The following is a 16,555-nucleotide window of genomic DNA, read 5'->3' on the forward strand; positions in this document are numbered from 1 at the left end:
CACTCCGGTCGCGGCGGCCGTCCCGGCGCCCGCCCCGCGCAAGGCGGCCGCGCCGCATCGGCGGAAGGTCGTCCAGCGGGCCGCCCGGACCCGGCAGGCCGGGCTGGCGACGCCGGGTGCGGGGGCGCCCGTCGCCGCGCCGCAGGCGGCCGTGGCGCCTGCGCCCGCGCCGGAGAACCGGATCGATCCGATCGGCGACCTGATCCGTGGTCTCGGCTTCGGCGGCGACCGTCAGGGCTGATCCGTCCCCGGTCGATTCCCCGACCCTCTGCGACGCCGGTTGCGTGTGGCCGAGCCGACCCGCGTCAGGCCGCGTCGGCGCTGCCACGGGCGCGACGCCGCCTCCGGTCGCCGCGGCCACACCGTGGCGGGACGCGCGCCGCCACGGAAGCGCGGCAGGGGGCGGGTGTCGGGACGAGAGGAAGCGCGCCGCCGTCGCGGGCCCGGTGAGGCATCCGCGTACCAGGTCCGGCGCATCCTCACGGCTGCGGCGGATCGCTCCGTGGCCCTGGCGCGCCGCGGTCGCTAAGCGGCGGGCATGGATCACCTCGCGCTCGCCATCATGGCCTCGGCCACCGCCTTTTCCGGCTTCGTCGTGCTGCTCGGCTGGCGCTGGAACTTCTCGGCCGGCATGCGCCGGGGGCCGGGCGGCCTGTCGCACTGACCGCCCGGACGGCGGCTCAGCTCGAGAAGGAGCCGAACCCCTCGAAGTCGCTGGCGGGCACCACGACGCGGCCGGTCGGGCCGGGCGCGGGCCGGGCGGCCGAGTGTCCCGGCGCGGTGGAGGCCTTCGCCGATCCGATCCGGGTCGCGAAACCCAGCGTGTGGCCCGGACGCTTCGAGACGGACGGACGGGTCCGGCCGATCGACGGGGTGTGGTCGGTCATGATCTCACTCCGATGGTGGCGAGCATCGGTCTCGTGCCGGCCGCGTGGCCGATCCGATCCGCTTCCCTCGATACGATGACGATGTGTCCGGGCACCCGGCTCCGCTCCCAGGAGCGCGAGCCTCGGATGTCGAGATATGCAGGCAACGCGGCATTCCCGCCCACGTTCCGGGCAGCCTGCCGCTCGCGTGATCACGGGCGCCGTGGCGGGAGGTCGCGTCTCGGTCGCGTCCCATCCCGTCAGGCGGTGTCCGGCCCCGGGATTTCGGCCAGGGGGCCGAGCCCTCGGATAGACGCCGGTGTCGCCCAGACGCTCAGGGGGCCGTCCCGGGTTCCACGTCCCTAATCCGGCAAGGCGAACACCACGAGGGCGTCGCCGGTGCCGAAGCCCGATGCCTTGGTGAAGGAGGCGCCGCCCGCGGCCACCGCCACGTATTGGCGTCCGTCGATGGCGTAGGTGACCGGCGGGCCGCCGATGCCGGCGCCGCATTGGAAGCGCCACAGGATCGCGCCGCTGCCCGCATCATGCGCGGCGAGATGCCCATCCTCCTCGCCGGAGAAGACGAGACCGCCGGCCGTCGCGAGCGTGCCGCCCGAGAGCCGGCTGCCGGCCTTCGTCGACCACGCCACCTGGCCGCTCCTCAGGTCGATCGCCGTCAGCGTCGAGAAGGTGGGCTCGCCCTTCGCCTCGCTCGTCTCGGTGTAGCGGATCTCCGGGCGGGTGCCGGAGGCCGGCACCGTCTTGATCGTGTAGGTCGCCGCGCCGTGGCGGACCTGGGCGAAGGCGAGCCCGCGGCCCGCGTCGTAGGCGACCGGATGCCACGAGATCGCTCCCAGCGGCCCGGGGCTCACCACCGTGCCCCCCGGGCTCGGCGGCGCGAACAGGTTCTTGTGCGTGATCACCGGCTCGGAGCGGGACAGGAGCCGCCCGGTCGTGCGGTCGTGCAGGTAGACGAAGCCGGTCTTGCTCGCCTGGGCGACGGCCTTGACCGGGCCCTGGGGTGTCGCCGCGTCGAGGAGGAAGGGTGGGCTCGCCACGTCGTAGCCCCATTGCTCGTGCGGCACCTGCTGGAAGTGCCAGCGCAGCCGGCCGGTGCGCAGATCGAGGGCCACGAGGCTCATCGTGTAGAGGTTGTCGCCCGGGCGCGTCAGGCCGAAATTCTGCGGGGCCGGGTTGCCGGTGCCGAGGAAGATCAGGCCGAGTTCGGGATCGTAGGCCGGGGTCATCCACAGCGAGCCGCCGCCGACCTTCCAGGCGTCGCGGTGATGGGGCGCCGCCGCCCGCTCCGCGGCGAGGTCGCGGTGGAGCGGGAGGCCGTCCGGCGTGGTCTCGGCGAAGGCGCCCTCCCAGCCGTCCTCCTTGGTGACGAACCAGCGCCAGCGCTCCTCCCCGGTCTTGGCATCGTAGGCGGCGAGCCAGCCGCGGCGGCCGTAGCCGCCCTCGATCCCGACGACCGAGCCGCCGTCGAGGCCGCCCTGCGCGTCCTCGACATGGAGCCCGTAGCCCGCCCCCGTGACGCCGACGACGACGAGGCCCTCGGCCACGAGCGGTGGCATCTTGAAGCCGAGGCGGCTCGATCCCTGGACCGGCTTGTCGCCGAGGCTCGCCGCGAGCGCGGACGCCGTCTCGGTCTCGCCCTCCTCCGGGCGCACCGCCTCCCGGTCCCAGACGAGGCGGCCGGTCTTCGCGTCGAGCGCGATCACCCGCCCGTCCATGGTCGCCTCGAAGACGAGGCCGTCGGCGACCGCCACGCCCCGGTTCGAGGGCGGCCCAAAAATCTTCTCCGTGCGCGCCTTGTGGGTGTAGGTCCACAGCACCCGTCCGGTCTTCGCGTCGAGCGCGGCGACGTGGTTGCCCGTGGTCGAGACGTACATCACGCCGTCCACCACCACGGGCTCGGCCTGGAAATAGCCGGTGACGCCGGTCTGGAAGATCCATGCGGGACGCAGGCGCGCGACGTTGCCGCGGTCGATCATCGCGAGGGGGGAATGGTGGGCGTTCGCGGCGGTCCGCCCGAAGGCCGGCCAATCCTGCGCCCGGTCCTGCGCCGGGTCCTGCGCGGCGGCCCCGAGGCTCCCGGCGAGGAGGAGGGCCGCCCCGAGCGACAACGACCTTGCGGGCGCTGATCTTGCCGGCGCTGATCTTGCCGGCGCCGATTTGGCGCGTGCCGATGTCCCGCGGTCCGAATCCGTCACGTCGCCGCCCTCCCGAGCCGTCGCCGGCCCCTGACAATGGTGTTACGGGCGCGCGTCCCGCCTGTCGAATACGCTGGATACATCATCCAGGGATCGGCGTTGCCCTGCCGAACGGACCGGCCGGCGCGCAACGCGCCGCCGGCCGCGACGGAAGGATTTGCGATGCGCGTTTCGATTCTCGCCGGCACCCTGGCCCTCGGCCTCGCCGGCCTCACCCCGGCCTCGGCCCAGACCACGGCGCCCGCGGCTCCGCCGCAGGCGACGCCCGGGGCGCCGGTCAGCGCCGGCCAGAACAACACCGGGGCCGACCGCAACGTCACGATCCCCGGCGGCGCGACCGGGGCCGACACGGTCCAGACCGATTCCGCCGCGGGCGGCAACGCCAACCAGCCGTCCCGGGCCGTGCCCCAGGGCAGCGGCGGCGGCGGCAGCGGCGGTCCCGGCGGCAACTGAGTCCCCGTCGCGCCGGGGGCGGCACTCCGCCCGGCGCCGGCCGAGGATCCACCCTGCGTCCGACACGAACGGACGCGGGCGTCGTACCAAATCCGGTGGATCCCTTCGGGATGGCGGATTTGGGCTTCGCTCAAACGCCGCGCAGGCCTGATACGGGCTCCGCTTTGATCAAGCGGAGCCCGTATCAGGCCTGCGCGGCCATCCGCAATTCGAAGCGGGCGCCCGGGCCCGGCACCACCACGAGCGCGCCGTCGAGCTGGCGGGCGAGGTTGGTGACGACGCGCATGCCGAGACTGGTGCGGGCCTTCGTTGGATCGAAGCCCTCCGGCAGGCCGACCCCGTCGTCCGACACCGCGACGGTGAGCCCGCCGTCGTCCCGGGAGAAGGCCTCGACGCGGATCTCGCCCTGGCCGCCGGGATAGGCATACTTGATCGCGTTGGTGACGAGTTCGTTCACGAACAGCCCGAGCGGGATCGCCAGATCCGCCGGCATCTCGCGCGCCTCCGCCCGGCAGCGGAGCGCATGCGCCCCGGCGCTCTCGGCGAGCTTGCCGCAGAGGGCGCCCAGGAAGTCGGCGACGTCGATGCGGGTGATGTCCGGCAGCCGCCAGAGCTGGTCGTGGACCTGTGCCACCGCCTCGACCCGGGCGCGGGCATCCGCGAGGGCGTTGCGCACGTCGGCGTTGTCGGTGCCGCGCACCTGCAGGGCGAGCAGTCCGGCCACCACCGCGAGGCTGTTCTTGATCCGGTGGCTCATCTCGCGGGTCAGCAGATCCTGACGCTCCAGGGCGATCCGGAGCTGCGCCTCCGAGCGCAGGCGCTCGATCGCGCTGCCGAGCAGGTTGGCGAAGCCCTGCATGAAGGCGATGTCCGCCTCGCCGAACACGCCCTCGCGGGTGTCGTCGACCTCCAGCACACCGTAATGGCCATCCCGGTTGGAGATCAGCACGTTGATCGCCCGCCGGACCCCGTGCTCGGCCATCAGCGTCGGCGTCCGGAAGCGGGTCTCGTTCTCGAGATGGTTGGAGATGACCGGGCGGCCGGTCTTGAGGGCGAAGCCCGCGGGCGAGGCGAGATCGGCCCCGATCGTGGCGCGGCCCACGCAATCCGGACCCCAGCCGACCCCGGCGCAGACGAGGAGCAGGTCCTGCGACGGCTGGTATTCGAGGGCCTTGCAGAACTGCGCCTGCATGCCCTCGGCGCACATCTCGGTGGCCCGTTGCAGGAGCGGCATGAGCGCGCTCGCCCGCAGAGCTTCGACGCCGAATTCGGAGAGGAGCACCTGCTGGCGCAAGCGGAGTTCGAGCGCTTCCGGCGCCGCGGTCTCGGTCATGGGCGGGATGTCGTCTTCCGTCGGGGAACGGGCCCGCCCGGCGCGGACGGCCCGGCGGGCGGCCCGTGCCCGCTCTGACCACACCTCGCGCGCGGACGCCGCGAGGGAAGCCCCGCGGGCGCCCGGTTTCCTGACAATCCTGCGACGGCGATGCGCGGCGGCGATCCCGGGCCGAGGGTGCCTCAGGGCTTGGCGTCGAGGAGCGCGGTGGCGCGGCCCACGGCCTCGTCGCAGGCCTTGGCGTCGCCCTTGCCGTCGGCGGTGCGGGCCTGTTCGAGGGCGACCCTGGCCTGCTGGGCCTGATCGCCGCCCTGGCCGGCCTCGGCCGACTTCTCCGGCGGTGCCTCGCGCCGGTCGGTCTGGCCGCCGGTGCCGGTCTGGCCCTCGCCCTCGCGATGGGCGGCCACCGTCTTGCCGCCGGTCGAGGCCGAGATCGCCTCGCCGGCCTTCGCCTTCGCCCGCCCGTCGAGCGCCGCGATCCGCTCGGCGCAGGGCGAGGCGAGGGCCGGGCCGGCGGCGAGGAGGGCGAGGAGCGGAAGGGTACGGAGGGTGCGGGCGGCGCGGGCAGCCTGCGTCATGGACGGATCCTCATAAAGCAAATGCCTCGGGGAAAGCCGCGAGGGAGCGTTCCGGTTGCCGGTCCGGCCGCGAAACCCCGCCCGTCGTCCGATCAGGCCGCCTTGATTGTCGCCAAGAAGCCGGCGACCGTGGCGCCGAGCCGCGTGGACCGCTGGGAGAGGTCGGAGGCCGAGGCGAGAACCTGTCCCGAGGCGGCGCCGGTCCGTCCGGCCACGTCCCGCACGGCGAGGATGTTGCCGGCGACCGACTGGGTGGCCTGGGCCGCCTGGGCGACGGTGCGCACGATCTCCTGCGTGGCCGCGCCCTGCTCCTCCATCGCCGCCGCGACGCCGGTCGCGATGGTGCGCAGTTCGAGGATGGTCCGGCCGATCGCCGCGATGGCGGCGACGGCGTGGCGCGTCTGGTTCTGGATGGTCCCGATCTGCCCGGAGATCGTCCGCGTCGCCTCGCTCGTCTGGTCGGCCAGTTGCTTGACCTCGCCGGCCACCACCGCGAAGCCGCGGCCCGCCTCGCCGGCCCGGGCGGCCTCGATCGTGGCGTTGAGCGCCAGGAGATTGGTCTGGGTGGCGATGGCGGAGATCATGCCCACGACAGTGCCGATCGTCTCCGTCCCGTCGGACAGGCTCCGGATGATCGCGTCCGTCCGCGCGGCGTCCGCCGCGGCCCGGTCGGAGAGGCCGGCGGAATGGGCCACCTGCGCGGCGATCTCGCCGATCGAGGCGGCCATCTCCTCGCTGGCGGCGGCGACCGTCTGGACGTTGGCCGACATCTGCGCGGCCGCGCTCGCCACCGTGGCCGATTGCTCGGTGGTGGTCGCGGCCGAATGCGCCATGCCCCGGGCGGTCGCCTCCATCGCGAGGGCGGCCGAGGCCAGGGCCCGGGTCAGGCCGGAGACCTCGTCCTCGAAGCTCCGCGTGGCCCGATCGAGGGTGCGCGCCCGGCGGGACGTCGCCTCGGTGACGCGGGCCTCGGCCGCGCTGGCGCCGCGCTCAGCGATCATCGCCTCCTTGAACACCCCGACGGCCCGGGCCATCGCCCCGATCTCGTCGCGTCGGGCGGCGCCCTCGACCGGGACCGAGAGATCGCCCCCGGCGAGCCGGCCCATCGTCGCGGTGATCCGGTCGATCGGCCGCGCGACGCCGCCCACGACCGTCAGGACGCCGTAGGCGAGGCCGCCGCAGGCCAGCAGGAGGCAGGCCAGGATCGCCCCGCCGAGCCAGTCGGCCTTGACCTGGGAACGGTCGAACTCGCCACGGCTCTCGCGAAGCTGCAGGGCGGTCAGCTGGGACATGCTCTCGTGGATCTGCGGCATCCGCATCAGGAGGGTCTCGTGCGCGGCGGCGTGGGCGTCGACGCGGTCATGGGATAGATGCGCGGCGAGATCGGCGATGATCGTCCCGTTGCGCGCCACATGCCCGTCCATCACGCCGGCCAGGGACTTCTCCTCCTCGGTCAGGTGGGTCGCGAGATAGTCGGACCAGACCTTGCGCAGGTCGGACAGGCCGGCCGCGATCGCCTGCGCCGCCGCCTTCGGGGTGCTGCGTCCCTCGACCGCGCCGCGGGAGGTCTCGATGATCGTGTCGCAGAGGTCGCGCATGGCCAGGAACTGGCTCATCGGCACGAGCCTGTCCTCGTAGGTCGTCTTGAGGCTGGCGTTGCTCCAGACGAGAGCGAGGCTTCCGATCCCCGTCGCGATCAGGAGCAGCAGACCCATGAACGACAGCATGAGGATCAGCCGGCTCTTGATGGTGACGGTCAACATGATGTGACACCCCCGGGCGCGCGCCGCGGCCGAGGCGAATTCGAAGCCAGGCGGGAGCTATGTAAGAAGATGCCGGGCGATGATGACGGATGTACTAAGATGCACGGATCCGGGCCCCGCGGAAGCGGTTACAAGAGGCCGGATTCTGTCATTCAGGTCCAGGTTTTCCAATCTTCTTCAAGAGCGGTCCGAAGATCGTCAAGGTTCGGCGAGCGGAAGGATGGAGCGGGTGCAAGCCGCACCCGCGAAGACGGGGCCGTCGCGGCCTCCGCTGCTGCGTTGTGCGCGGATGATGGCATCGCTCCGCGGGGTGGACGCTGGCGCGCGGGACGAAAAGCCATGGCCGCCGGCGCGCTTCGAGCGCGATCGTCTGCCCCTCGCCCCCGGGCTGGGGGGCGCATCGGACCGCCGATCCCGGGACGGAGCCGGGATCGACGGCCGGGACTCAGCTGCTGAGCTGGTCGCGCAGCGGCAGCTCGCGGACGCGCCGGCCGGTCGCGGCGAAGACCGCGTTGGCGATGGCTGGCGCGACCGGGGGGACGCCCGGCTCGCCGACGCCGCCGAGCGGGCCCTCGTAGCTGCCCGAGGGCACGAGGTGGACCCGCAGGGCCTTCGGGGCGGCGTCGATGCGGACGATCTCGTAGCTGTCGAAGTTCGTCTGCTCGGTGCGCCCCTGCTTGAACGTGATCTTGGAGGTGAGCGCGAGGCCCATCCCCATGACCACCGCGCCCTCCATCTGCGAGCGGATGCGCTCCGGATTCACGTGCGGCCCGCAATCGACGGCGATGTCGATGGCGTGGACCTTCACCTGACCCTTGTCGTCGACCTCCACCTCGGCGGCGACCGCCGTGTAGGTGACGAAGCTGTAATGGCCGGCGATGCCGAGCCCCCTGCCCTTCGCGAGCCTGCGGCCCCAGCCGGCGCCCTTGGCCGCCGCCTCGATCACGCCGCGGAGCCGCCCGGTCTCGACGGGATAGCGGGCCGGGTCCTCGCCGTAGTTCCACACGTCGCCGAGCTCGGTCGGATCGATCTTGCGCGCGGGCCCGATGAGGTCGAGCAGGTAGTCCTTCGGGTCGCGGCCTGCCGCGTGGGCGAGTTCGGCCACGAAGGACTGGATCGCGAAGGCGTGGGGGATGTTCGAAACCGAGCGGAACCAGCCGATCCGGGTATGGGCGGAGGCCGCCGGGTTCTCCAGGCGCACGTTCTTGAGGGCGAAGGGCGTGTTGACGAGGCCCATGCCGAGCTCGAACGGCAGCTCGTGCTTCGGGTCGGGGGCGAAGATCGAGCCGATCGTCGGCGCCACCGAGCGGTGGAGCCACGCCACCGGCATGCCCTTGTCGTCGAGCCCGGCCTCCAGCCGCTCCACCGAGATGGTGTGGAAGTAGCTGTGCTGGATGTCGTCCTCGCGGGTCCAGACGAGCTTGACCGGCGCGCCGTCGACGGCCTGGGAGCAGAGGGCCGCCTCGACCACGTAGTCGGGCTTCGACTTGCGGCCGAAGCCGCCCCCGAGCAGCGTCACGTTCACCCGCACCTTGTCGGCGGGCAGGTTGAGGCGCTTCATCAGCCGGTCATGGGCGGCCTGCGGACCCTGGGTGCAGGCCCAGGCCTCGCAGGCGCCGTCCTTGACGCGGGCGACCGCGGCCGGGTTCTCCATCGGAGCCTGGACGAGGTGGGGGACGAAGTACTCGGCCTCGACCCGCTTCTTGGCGGTCTTCATCGCGGCATCGACGTCGCCGGAGACCCGCACGACCTTGCCGGGCTTGCGCGCGGCGGCCTCCAGCTCCTTGCGGAAGACGTCGGTGTCGTAGGAGGCGTTCGGGCCGTCGTCCCAGGTGACCTTGAGAGCCTCGCGGCCCTTCATCGCCGCCCAGGTGTTCTTCGCCACCACCGCGATGCCGCCGAGCGGCATGAACTCGGACGGGATCTCGCCGCCCTCGATCTTGACGGTCTTGATCACGCCGGGGACCTTGAGGGTCTCGGCATCGTCGTAGGACACGACCTTTCCGCCATAGACGGCCGGACGGGCGACGACGGCGTAGAGCATGCCGTCGAGCTTCACATCGAGGGCGTATTGCGCCTTGCCCGTCGTGATGTCGTGGTTGTCGATGAGGCCGATCTTGCCCTTGCCGATGTAGCGGAAGGCCTCCGGCTTCTTGAGCGCCACGCTCTCGCGGGCCGGCACCGGCCGCGCGGCGGCGGCCTCGGCGACGTCGCCGTAGCCGAGCGTGCGCCCGGACTTGGCATGCGTCAGCACGTGGTTCTCGGCCTTCACCTCGCCCGCGGGCACGCCCCATTGCTGGGCGGCGGCCTGGATCAGCATGAGCTTGGCCGCCGCGCCGACATGGCGGAAGTGCGGGAAGAAGTGGCGCAGGCTGCGCGAGCCGTCGGTGTCCTGGTTGCCGAAGCGGGTCTCGTCCCCCCAGGCCTGGACCACCGTGACCTTGGCCCAATCGGCCTCGAGCTCGTCGGCGACGGTGAGCGCGATCGAGGTGCGCACGCCCGTGCCCATCTCGGAGCGATGGTTGGTGACCGTGACGGTGCCGTCCTTCGCGATCGCCACGAAGACCTTGGGATCGTCGCGCCAGCCGTTCGGCATCCCGTCGGCACCGAATTTTTTGGCTTTTTGCTCTTCGGTCTGGCCTTCGTCCGCCTTCGCTCTGTCCGACAGCGAGAGAGCGAGCACGAGGGCGCCCACGCCGCCGAGGACGCCGCGGCGGCTGACATTGTCGATCCGGATCGGGGCGGCGATGGTCTCGTCGGCCGCGTGCTCGGCCATCCGCTTGGCTTCCTGAATCACAGGCGCTCTCCCTGGGTGGCGCTCGTCGGCTGGCCGGCGGCCTGGTGGATCGCGGCGCGGATGCGCGGATAGGTGCCGCAGCGGCAGAGGTTGCCGCTCATGGTCTCGTCGATCTGCTGATCGGTGGGCTTGGGCGCGTCCTTCAGGAGCGCGGCCGCCTGCATGATCTGGCCGGGCTGGCAGTAGCCGCACTGGGCGACGTTGAGATCGCGCCACGCCGCCTGGACCGGGTGGTTGCCGTCCGGCGACAGCCCCTCGATCGTGACGACCTCCTGGCCCTCCGCCGCCGAGACCGGGGTGATGCAGGCCCGGGCGGCGGTGCCGCCGAGATGGACCGTGCAGGCGCCGCATTGGGCGATGCCGCAGCCGAACTTGGTGCCGGTGAGGCCGAGTTCGTCGCGCAGGAACCACAGCAACGGCATCTCGGGATCGCCGTCGAAGCTGCGTTCGGCTCCGTTGACCGTCAGTTTCATCATCGTTGCCATCTGCCGTTTCAGGAGGGGGCCGCCCGCGCGGAAGCGCGTCCGCGCCGGCCACCGATCGTGCCTGTCCGTCCCCATGGGATTGCCGGGACCGGTCCCGAACCCCGCGCGGGAGGGCGGGTGGACCGGTGCCGTCGAGGCCGGTGTGTTCGCGCGAACCCGGGGTCCGCGTCCGTCCGGCTCTTGATTGTCGACCCGCCGGGCTGGGCCCGGTCCGGGATCGGGGCGAGCGAGGGCCCGGGACGGGCTCCGCCTGCATTTATGATCTGGAATAAATCAGAAGTGCCGGCCCTGACAATCGATCGATGCGGCCCGGGGGCGCCGGCCGGGCCCGTCCGGGATGGGTCGGGACGGTCCGGCACGACGGTCTGTGCGATCGCGCACATGGGGCGGCGGCTGGGGCGGCGACATTCCGGCAGCCCCGCGCGGCATCCCGTCGCCGGCCGGGGGGGCGGAGCCTTCAGCCCCGGCGACGGTCGGGATCGGCCTTGGCGGCCTCGGGCAGGGCCGCATACCACTCGGCATAGGGCGTGTTGGCGACCATGCGGCGGTTGAGATCGGGGGCGCCGTCGGTCCACCAGACCGGCCCGCGCTCGCCGAGCCCGTGCTTGGCCGCATCGACCGCCGCCCGCGCCTCCGACAGGGCGGTGGCCTCGCCCGAGCGCTTGGCGGCGCGCACCCCGCGGCGGGCCTCCATGAGGTCGCGGATCAGCCGGTCGCGGCGCACCGGCTCCAGGTCCGGCCGGTGGCGCCGCCACAGGCGGCCATGGACGACGATGTAGCGGCCGTCCGGCGTTTCCAGCACGCGCATGGGGCCGGCCCTCAGGCGAAATCCGCGAGATCGTCGGCGATCGCGTCCGGGGCGGTCACCGAGGCGTGGCCCTCCGCCCAGCGACGGTGCTCCTGCGAGCCGGCCGGGTGGGGATTCTGGTCGGTCGCCTCGCGGCGCTCGGCCGCGCGGCGGCCCTCGATCGTGGCGGCGTCCTGAGCCGCGTCCGTATCCTCGCCCGCGTCCATGGCCGGCCTCCTCTCGCCCCTCTTCCATCTACCGCCCGTCGCCGGTCCGGCGAGGGGCGGGTGGCGACGATTCCGTTCGGGCGGAGTTCACCTAACTTCCTCTCCAATCGGCGCCTGCGCGATGCGCGCGCAGGCGCTCGACGAACGAGACACGGAAAGCACGGCCCCGAGGACGCCCGATGAGTCGCCTGGACGAACTGAAGAACGATCCCGCCTTCCGCCAAGCGGTGCTCGCCGTGCGCGGCGCGGCCAGCACCTTGAGCGGCCGGGCGATGACCCGCGAGGAGGCCGAATTGCTGGTGAGCTTCGCGCTCGCCACCTACGCCCATGCCGGCGGCCTCGCCGAGCCGAGCCTGAGCCGCCTCGCCCGCTTCGCCGGCAAGGTCGAGCCGGATGCGAGCTTCGAGAGCCTCATGAAGCATTGAGCGGGGGAGCTGCCCGGCCGGCCGATCGCCCGACGCGGTCCCCTTAGCCTCCCGACTCCTGACTCGGGTCTCCCGGGCCGCCTCTTGATCTCCGCTCCCCGCCCCGCGCCTCACCCGAAGGCGCCGACCTCGTGCTGGATGATCCCCGAGATCTCCCGCACCCGCTCGAAGGTCCGCCGGATCGGGCCGAACAGGGTGTTGTGCTCGGTCTCGTAGGTGCCGACGTCGCGCGGGCCCGGCGGCTCGCCGAAATTGAGGCCGAGCGTCGGGTCGGGCGTGACCGGGAAGATCTCGTCGAGGAGCTTCAGGCAGCCGTCGATGTCGAGGCGCAGGACGCGCTCCAGCAGCGCCTCGCGGGTCAGCCCCGCCTGGGGCCGGAAGCTCGGGATATGGGCGGCCAGGAACCAGATCCGGTGGATCAGGGCGAGGCGGATCGCGTGGAGCAGGGTGAGCCGCGCCGACATCGTGGCGAGGTCCGGCGCGGCGGTCTGGAGGAACAGCCAGTCGCCGGTGAGCCGGCCGAATAGGCGCCGCAGGTCCGGGGCGAGGTTCAGCCGCTCCAGGGCGGCCGCGATGGTGACGAGCTCCTCCCGCCGCCCGTCGCGGCGGGTGCGGCGCGCCCGCTCCAGCCACACCGCCGGGTCGAGGGTGTCGATATAGGCGCGCAGCACGTCGAGATCGCCGACGCTGGCGGCGTGCTGCACCAGGCGGAACGCGCGGGAGAAGCGCACCGAATCCTGACGCATCTGCCGGAAGGTCTCCGGCGCCCGGTGGGCCGCGCGGCCCACCCCGTGCAGCGAGTTCGCGAGGAAGCCGAGCTGCTGCAGGATCGCGTTGTTGGGGATCGCCCGCATCTGGCGCGGATGGGTGATCGCCGCCGGCCCCCCGGATTCCGACTGGCGCGCCACCGGCCGCGAGCCGGTGCGGTCGATCAGGCTCGGGCCGAAGGTGCCCAGCAGCGCCGTGTAGCCGCGGTCGTCGACCAGCGCCTCCATGGATTGCCGGACGGCGCTGAAGAACTCGGAGGCGAAGTCGGCCTCCCCGTAGACCGGGTCGGCGCCGGGCGAGGCCGTCCGGCCCTCGTTGATCGCGTAGTCGGCGAAGGCGTCGTCCTCGGCGAGTTCGTCGGCGAAGACGTGCTCGGCGATGCGCGCCACCGAGGCGTCGGCCAGCGCGCCCGTCCCGAACATCAGGTAGCCGTCCGAGCCCTGGAAGCTCGATTCGAGCCGCACCCGGATGCCGGCCTGCGCCGTGCGCCGCCGCGCGTCCTCGGGGGCGAGATAGGCGAGGCGGTCGCGCAGGGAGGTCGGATGGGCGCCGCGCCCGATCGACTCGCCATGGGTGTCGAAGATCACGAGCTCGATGTCGGACAGCCCGTTCTGGCTCATCATCTCGGCGATGCGCCGCCGCAGGCGCTCGACCCAGAAGGTCGCGGCGAGCTGGCCGACATAGCGCCCGGAATCCGAGTAGCCGAACTGCACCGAGAGCCGCCCGAGACGCTTGAGATGGGCGCGCCAATGCGGGTTGCGCAGGGCGTCGTCGAGGACGCGGATGCCCTGTTCGAGGGCGCTCGCGGTCTCGAAGAGCGGCGTGATCTCGAGTTTGTCCGAGATGCCGTAGTGCCGGGCGAGCCAGAGCGCGGCCAGAAGCGTGTAGCCGGTCTCGGTCTCGGCGATGAGGAAGCGCACCGGATGGGTGCCGTCGACGTGTTTGAGGATCTGCGCGATCGTCATCATCAGGCGCGCGGCCGAGGCCCGCTCGGCGGCGAGCGCCCCGAAATCCACCGGCACCGGCCGCACGTCGTTGAGCAGGGTGTTGATGGCCGCGAGGTGGGAGCGGCGCTGCCCCGCATCCGCCGGGTCGCCCTCCAGGTCGATCACGCGGCGCACGGCGTTGTGGATCTGGCTGGCGTTGAGCCGGAAATGCGGCAGGGCGTTCGACAGGCCGTGGGCGGCGACGCCCGCGCGCAGGACCGCGAGGGCGCGGCGATCCGCGTCGCTCTCGGTGGCGCCGATCGCCGCGGCGAGGCCGGCCAGCAGCGGCCCGGCATCGGTCTGCGCCCGCTCCCGCTCGATGATGAGGGCCAGCGCGAAGCGGTGGACGGCCTCGAGCGACGGTTTGGCGCCCAGCAAAGGCGCGCCCGCGAGTTGGCGCTCGACGGCGGCCCGCGCGCCCTCCACGAGGTCGCGCACGACGCGGGCGGACGGCACCTCGGGCAGGCCACGCAGGAGCCGGTCGAACTGCATGCGCTTGGAGATCAGCCGGTAGCGGACGGTGTCCCACCAGCCGATATCGGTGCGCCCGTCGGTGTCGCAGCCGACCCAGCTCGCGATCGCCAGCGGCTTGGGGACGAGCTCGGTCCAGCGCTCCGGCCAGCGGGCGCGGGCGGCGTCGAGCAGGCCGGCGTTGAACGTGTCGATGGCGGCGCGGCCGTGATTGGCGGCGACGCAGGCCTGGTCGAACTCGTCGTCGAGGCTGATGCCGGGATCGGGCCGGGTCGAGCGGGCGGCGGCCTCGCCGAGCAGCGGGGTGCGCTTGGCCTCCTCGGCCAAGGAGGCCGCCGCGGCGATCTTCTCCGCCACCGCCCGCGGCATGCCGAAGGTGGGGTGGGCCGTGAACACGGCGGCGAAGGCGGTGCGCCCGACGCGCTCGCGGAACGTCTCGAAATCGTCGGAGGCCCGCGGGATCGCGGCGACGAGGCGCCCGGCGAGGTCGGCGAGCGTGCCGGGCTCCTCGCCCGAGAGGCCGACATAGTCGCGCAGGCGGCCCGCCCGCGCGGTCAGCGCCCGGCGGCGCAGGGTGGCGAGGAGCGCGTCGAGGTCGCTCTCGCCGATCTCCTCCCGGTCGAGGCGGCGGGTGATCGCGAGCGTCACGGCCAGGACGGGGTTGCGGAACGGGTCCTCGCTCGCCTGCTCGCGGCTCTGGGCCACGAGGGCGAGCAGCTCGGCCTCCAGCTCCCGGCCCGGAACGGCGCTGCCGGTCCGTTCCCCGGCGGCGGGCCGGGCGACGGCGGGATCGCGAGGTTGGTCTTCGAGCGGCATCGAGCATCCCTGAGGTGAGCGACCGGATTCGACCGTGCCGACGCGGTTCTCACTCTTTCCGCCCGCGACGCAAGGACCGTTCCGTGCCCGTTCCGCGATTCCTCCGGTCACGGCGGGCCCTCGCCCGAGGCCGCGCCCCGCGCCTCGGGCGACGAACCGGTGCAGGTGCAACCCCGCGCGATCCGGTCTAGGGTCGGTGGGGCATGGAAAGTCTCCTGATCCTGGCCGCGGTGGCGGCGACGCTGCTCGCCCTCGTCCTCGTGGTGGGATTCTCGAAGGGCTCCCGCAGGCCGCCGCTGCGCCTGCCGCGGGAGGAGGAATGGGCCGACAACACCGAGGCCATGGTCCGCGCCCTCACCCCCGACCGGCCGAGCCCGATCGACCGCGCCGCGCCGGTGCTCGACGCCGCGCCCGTGGAGGACCGGCCCGCGCCGCCGTCCGGGGCCGGGCGCCCCGGGCGATCATGAGGCGCACGACCGTGAGGTTCGAGGGTTCGATGCGGCGGCTCGCTCCCGTATTCGCGGCGGCCTGGACGGTGCTCGCGCTCCCGGCCTCGGCCCAGGAGCCGAGCGGGGAGCCGGGCCCGCCCGCGGCCGAGGCGCCCGCCGAGGGCGCGCCGGAGGCACCGCCCAAGCGCAAGCCGAAGCCGCGTCCCAAAGCCGAGGCCAAGCCGCAGCCGAAGCCCCAGCCGCCCGCCGAGGACAAGGCGGCCCAGGCCCCCCCTCCGGAGATGCCGCTGCCCGCGCCGATCCCGAGCCCGTCGCCGGGCGCCGGGCTCGGCGCCGCGCCCTTCGCCACACCCTTCGCGGCGCCCCCCGTCGCCTGCGAGCCGGGCCAGGCGGTGCAGTACGAGAGCGGACAAGGGGCCGGCCCGGAGGCGGGCAAGGACACTGGCAAGGACACTGGCAAGGAAGCGGGCAAGGACGCCGGCAAGGAGGCGGTGAAGGGGGCCGAGCTGTGGGTGACCCGCTCGGGGGCGATCACGATCGACAACCCCCTGCGGCCCCTCACCCCCGACGTGACCCGCGTGCTCCAGGTCGTGATCGGCGGCAAGGTCGCCACCGCCTACGGGCCGGACCTCCTGTCCCTGCGCCGCGGCGCCTCGCCGACGGTGCTGGAGGGGACGATCGGCGGCGCCATCCGCTGGGACGCCAGCCTCGTGAACCTGCCCGACACCCTGCCGATCCACGCCGATTCCGGGCAGGCCCTGGCGGAGTTCCGGTTCCGCGCTTGCGGCAGTGCCCCCGCGGCCCGGACCCTGCCCGCCCCCAAGGCCCGCCGTACGACGCCGACCGAGGCGGAGATGGCCGCCGCGGCGGCCAAAGAGGCGCGGGAGGCCGCGAAGGACGCGAAGAAGGCCGATCCCGGGGCCGCCAAGCCGACCCGCCGGGGCGAGCCGCGCCCGGACGGGTCTCCGCGCGGGCCCGCGGTGCCGCTGCCCCAGGGGGCGATCCCCTGAGCGGACGGAAGGCGGTCCTCGTGGTCGGCGGGGCCGGCGCCTTCGGGGCGGTGTTGTGAGAACCCGATGACCCTGAAGTCAAACCCGGAATTCGGCGCGTTCGGATCGCCGCGCAGCATTGGCGC

15 protein-coding genes and 2 pseudogenes are annotated in these 16,555 nt (G+C 73.2%); 7 read left to right on the forward strand and 10 right to left on the reverse strand.

The genetic code is table 11. The annotated features are described in order from the left end of the window. Positions 1–241: pseudogene (locus LW587_RS22110) on the forward strand (hypothetical protein); the annotation flags it as partial. Between the two features lie 297 nt (positions 242–538). After that, positions 539–664, forward strand: coding sequence for a hypothetical protein (locus tag LW587_RS24090; protein ID WP_269780365.1), 126 nt, complete (start codon positions 539–541; stop codon positions 662–664). A 16-nt stretch (positions 665–680) separates the two neighbouring features. Here the strand turns inward: LW587_RS24090 and LW587_RS22115 are convergent, their stop codons facing one another. Next, positions 681–887 carry a hypothetical protein gene (locus LW587_RS22115; RefSeq protein WP_232631744.1) on the reverse strand — a complete coding sequence of 69 codons (207 nt, stop codon included), beginning with the start codon at positions 885–887 and terminating at the stop codon, positions 681–683. A 341-nt stretch (positions 888–1,228) separates the two neighbouring features. Continuing rightward, complete coding sequence (locus LW587_RS22120; RefSeq protein ID WP_232631745.1) at positions 1,229–2,995, reverse strand: pyrroloquinoline quinone-dependent dehydrogenase; 1,767 nt, start codon at positions 2,993–2,995, stop codon at positions 1,229–1,231. Positions 2,996–3,023: 28 nt separating this feature from the next. On the opposite strand from LW587_RS22120, the pseudogene LW587_RS24260 reads away from it, so the two are divergent. Then, positions 3,024–3,116, forward strand: a pseudogene (locus tag LW587_RS24260) (hypothetical protein); the annotation flags it as partial. 128 nt (positions 3,117–3,244) lie between these two features. Next, entirely contained in the window at positions 3,245–3,535 is a 291-nt protein-coding gene (locus LW587_RS22130; RefSeq protein WP_232631746.1) for a hypothetical protein, read from the forward strand. Between the two features lie 184 nt (positions 3,536–3,719). On the opposite strand, the gene LW587_RS22135 is transcribed toward LW587_RS22130, so the two are convergent. From LW587_RS22135 to LW587_RS22165, 7 genes are all read right to left on the reverse strand, one after another. Continuing rightward, positions 3,720–4,868, reverse strand: a complete 1,149-nt coding sequence (locus tag LW587_RS22135; RefSeq protein WP_232631747.1) for a sensor histidine kinase — start codon at positions 4,866–4,868, stop codon at positions 3,720–3,722. Positions 4,869–5,050: 182 nt separating this feature from the next. Beyond that, positions 5,051–5,446, reverse strand: coding sequence for a hypothetical protein (locus LW587_RS22140; protein ID WP_232631748.1), 396 nt, complete (start codon positions 5,444–5,446; stop codon positions 5,051–5,053). 92 nt (positions 5,447–5,538) lie between these two features. After that, positions 5,539–7,209: a methyl-accepting chemotaxis protein gene (locus LW587_RS22145; RefSeq protein WP_232631749.1), complete on the reverse strand. Its 1,671-nt coding sequence runs from the start codon at positions 7,207–7,209 to the stop codon at positions 5,539–5,541. 445 nt (positions 7,210–7,654) lie between these two features. Then, the gene (locus LW587_RS22150; RefSeq protein WP_232631750.1) at positions 7,655–10,006 is read right to left on the reverse strand and encodes a xanthine dehydrogenase family protein molybdopterin-binding subunit; all 2,352 of its coding nucleotides are present in this window, start codon (positions 10,004–10,006) and stop codon (positions 7,655–7,657) included. Further along, entirely contained in the window at positions 10,003–10,482 is a 480-nt protein-coding gene (locus tag LW587_RS22155) for a (2Fe-2S)-binding protein (RefSeq protein WP_232631751.1), read from the reverse strand. The genes LW587_RS22150 and LW587_RS22155 overlap by 4 nt, the downstream gene beginning before the upstream one ends. Positions 10,483–10,948: 466 nt before the next feature. Further along, the gene (locus LW587_RS22160) at positions 10,949–11,299 is read right to left on the reverse strand and encodes a hypothetical protein (RefSeq protein ID WP_232631752.1); all 351 of its coding nucleotides are present in this window, start codon (positions 11,297–11,299) and stop codon (positions 10,949–10,951) included. Positions 11,300–11,310: 11 nt separating this feature from the next. Continuing rightward, positions 11,311–11,505, reverse strand: a complete 195-nt coding sequence (locus LW587_RS22165; RefSeq protein ID WP_232631753.1) for a hypothetical protein — start codon at positions 11,503–11,505, stop codon at positions 11,311–11,313. A gap of 179 nt (positions 11,506–11,684) precedes the next feature. On the opposite strand from LW587_RS22165, the gene LW587_RS22170 reads away from it, so the two are divergent. Next, complete coding sequence (locus LW587_RS22170; RefSeq protein ID WP_232631754.1) at positions 11,685–11,930, forward strand: hypothetical protein; 246 nt, start codon at positions 11,685–11,687, stop codon at positions 11,928–11,930. Between the two features lie 110 nt (positions 11,931–12,040). Here the strand turns inward: LW587_RS22170 and LW587_RS22175 are convergent, their stop codons facing one another. Further along, the gene (locus LW587_RS22175) at positions 12,041–14,971 is read right to left on the reverse strand and encodes a phosphoenolpyruvate carboxylase (protein ID WP_232631755.1); all 2,931 of its coding nucleotides are present in this window, start codon (positions 14,969–14,971) and stop codon (positions 12,041–12,043) included. Between the two features lie 203 nt (positions 14,972–15,174). On the opposite strand from LW587_RS22175, the gene LW587_RS22180 reads away from it, so the two are divergent. Both LW587_RS22180 and LW587_RS22185 read left to right on the forward strand, forming a co-directional pair. Then, positions 15,175–15,438, forward strand: a complete 264-nt coding sequence (locus tag LW587_RS22180; protein ID WP_232631756.1) for a hypothetical protein — start codon at positions 15,175–15,177, stop codon at positions 15,436–15,438. An 11-nt stretch (positions 15,439–15,449) separates the two neighbouring features. Continuing rightward, on the forward strand, positions 15,450–16,430 hold the full coding sequence (locus LW587_RS22185) for a hypothetical protein (protein ID WP_232631757.1): 981 nt from the start codon (positions 15,450–15,452) through the stop codon (positions 16,428–16,430). The last annotated feature ends 125 nt before the right edge of the window (positions 16,431–16,555 follow it).

Source organism: Methylobacterium sp. Leaf118 (assembly GCF_920984675.1).
GTDB lineage: Bacteria > Pseudomonadota > Alphaproteobacteria > Rhizobiales > Beijerinckiaceae > Methylobacterium.

Excerpts from the sequence above, each read along its gene's own strand:
- LW587_RS22175 (WP_232631755.1), bottom strand. The coding sequence starts at position 14,971 with ATGCCGCTCGAAGACCAACCTCGCGATCCCGCCGTCGCCCGGCCCGCC.
- LW587_RS24090 (WP_269780365.1), top strand. The coding sequence starts at position 539 with ATGGATCACCTCGCGCTCGCCATCATGGCCTCGGCCACCGCCTTTTCC.
- LW587_RS22130 (WP_232631746.1), top strand. The coding sequence starts at position 3,245 with ATGCGCGTTTCGATTCTCGCCGGCACCCTGGCCCTCGGCCTCGCCGGC.
- LW587_RS22155 (WP_232631751.1), bottom strand. The coding sequence starts at position 10,482 with ATGATGAAACTGACGGTCAACGGAGCCGAACGCAGCTTCGACGGCGAT.
- LW587_RS22180 (WP_232631756.1), top strand. The coding sequence starts at position 15,175 with ATGGAAAGTCTCCTGATCCTGGCCGCGGTGGCGGCGACGCTGCTCGCC.
- LW587_RS22135 (WP_232631747.1), bottom strand. The coding sequence starts at position 4,868 with ATGACCGAGACCGCGGCGCCGGAAGCGCTCGAACTCCGCTTGCGCCAG.
- LW587_RS22160 (WP_232631752.1), bottom strand. The coding sequence starts at position 11,299 with ATGCGCGTGCTGGAAACGCCGGACGGCCGCTACATCGTCGTCCATGGC.
- LW587_RS22170 (WP_232631754.1), top strand. The coding sequence starts at position 11,685 with ATGAGTCGCCTGGACGAACTGAAGAACGATCCCGCCTTCCGCCAAGCG.
- LW587_RS22145 (WP_232631749.1), bottom strand. The coding sequence starts at position 7,209 with ATGTTGACCGTCACCATCAAGAGCCGGCTGATCCTCATGCTGTCGTTC.
- LW587_RS22165 (WP_232631753.1), bottom strand. The coding sequence starts at position 11,505 with ATGGACGCGGGCGAGGATACGGACGCGGCTCAGGACGCCGCCACGATC.
- LW587_RS22140 (WP_232631748.1), bottom strand. The coding sequence starts at position 5,446 with ATGACGCAGGCTGCCCGCGCCGCCCGCACCCTCCGTACCCTTCCGCTC.
- LW587_RS22115 (WP_232631744.1), bottom strand. The coding sequence starts at position 887 with ATGACCGACCACACCCCGTCGATCGGCCGGACCCGTCCGTCCGTCTCG.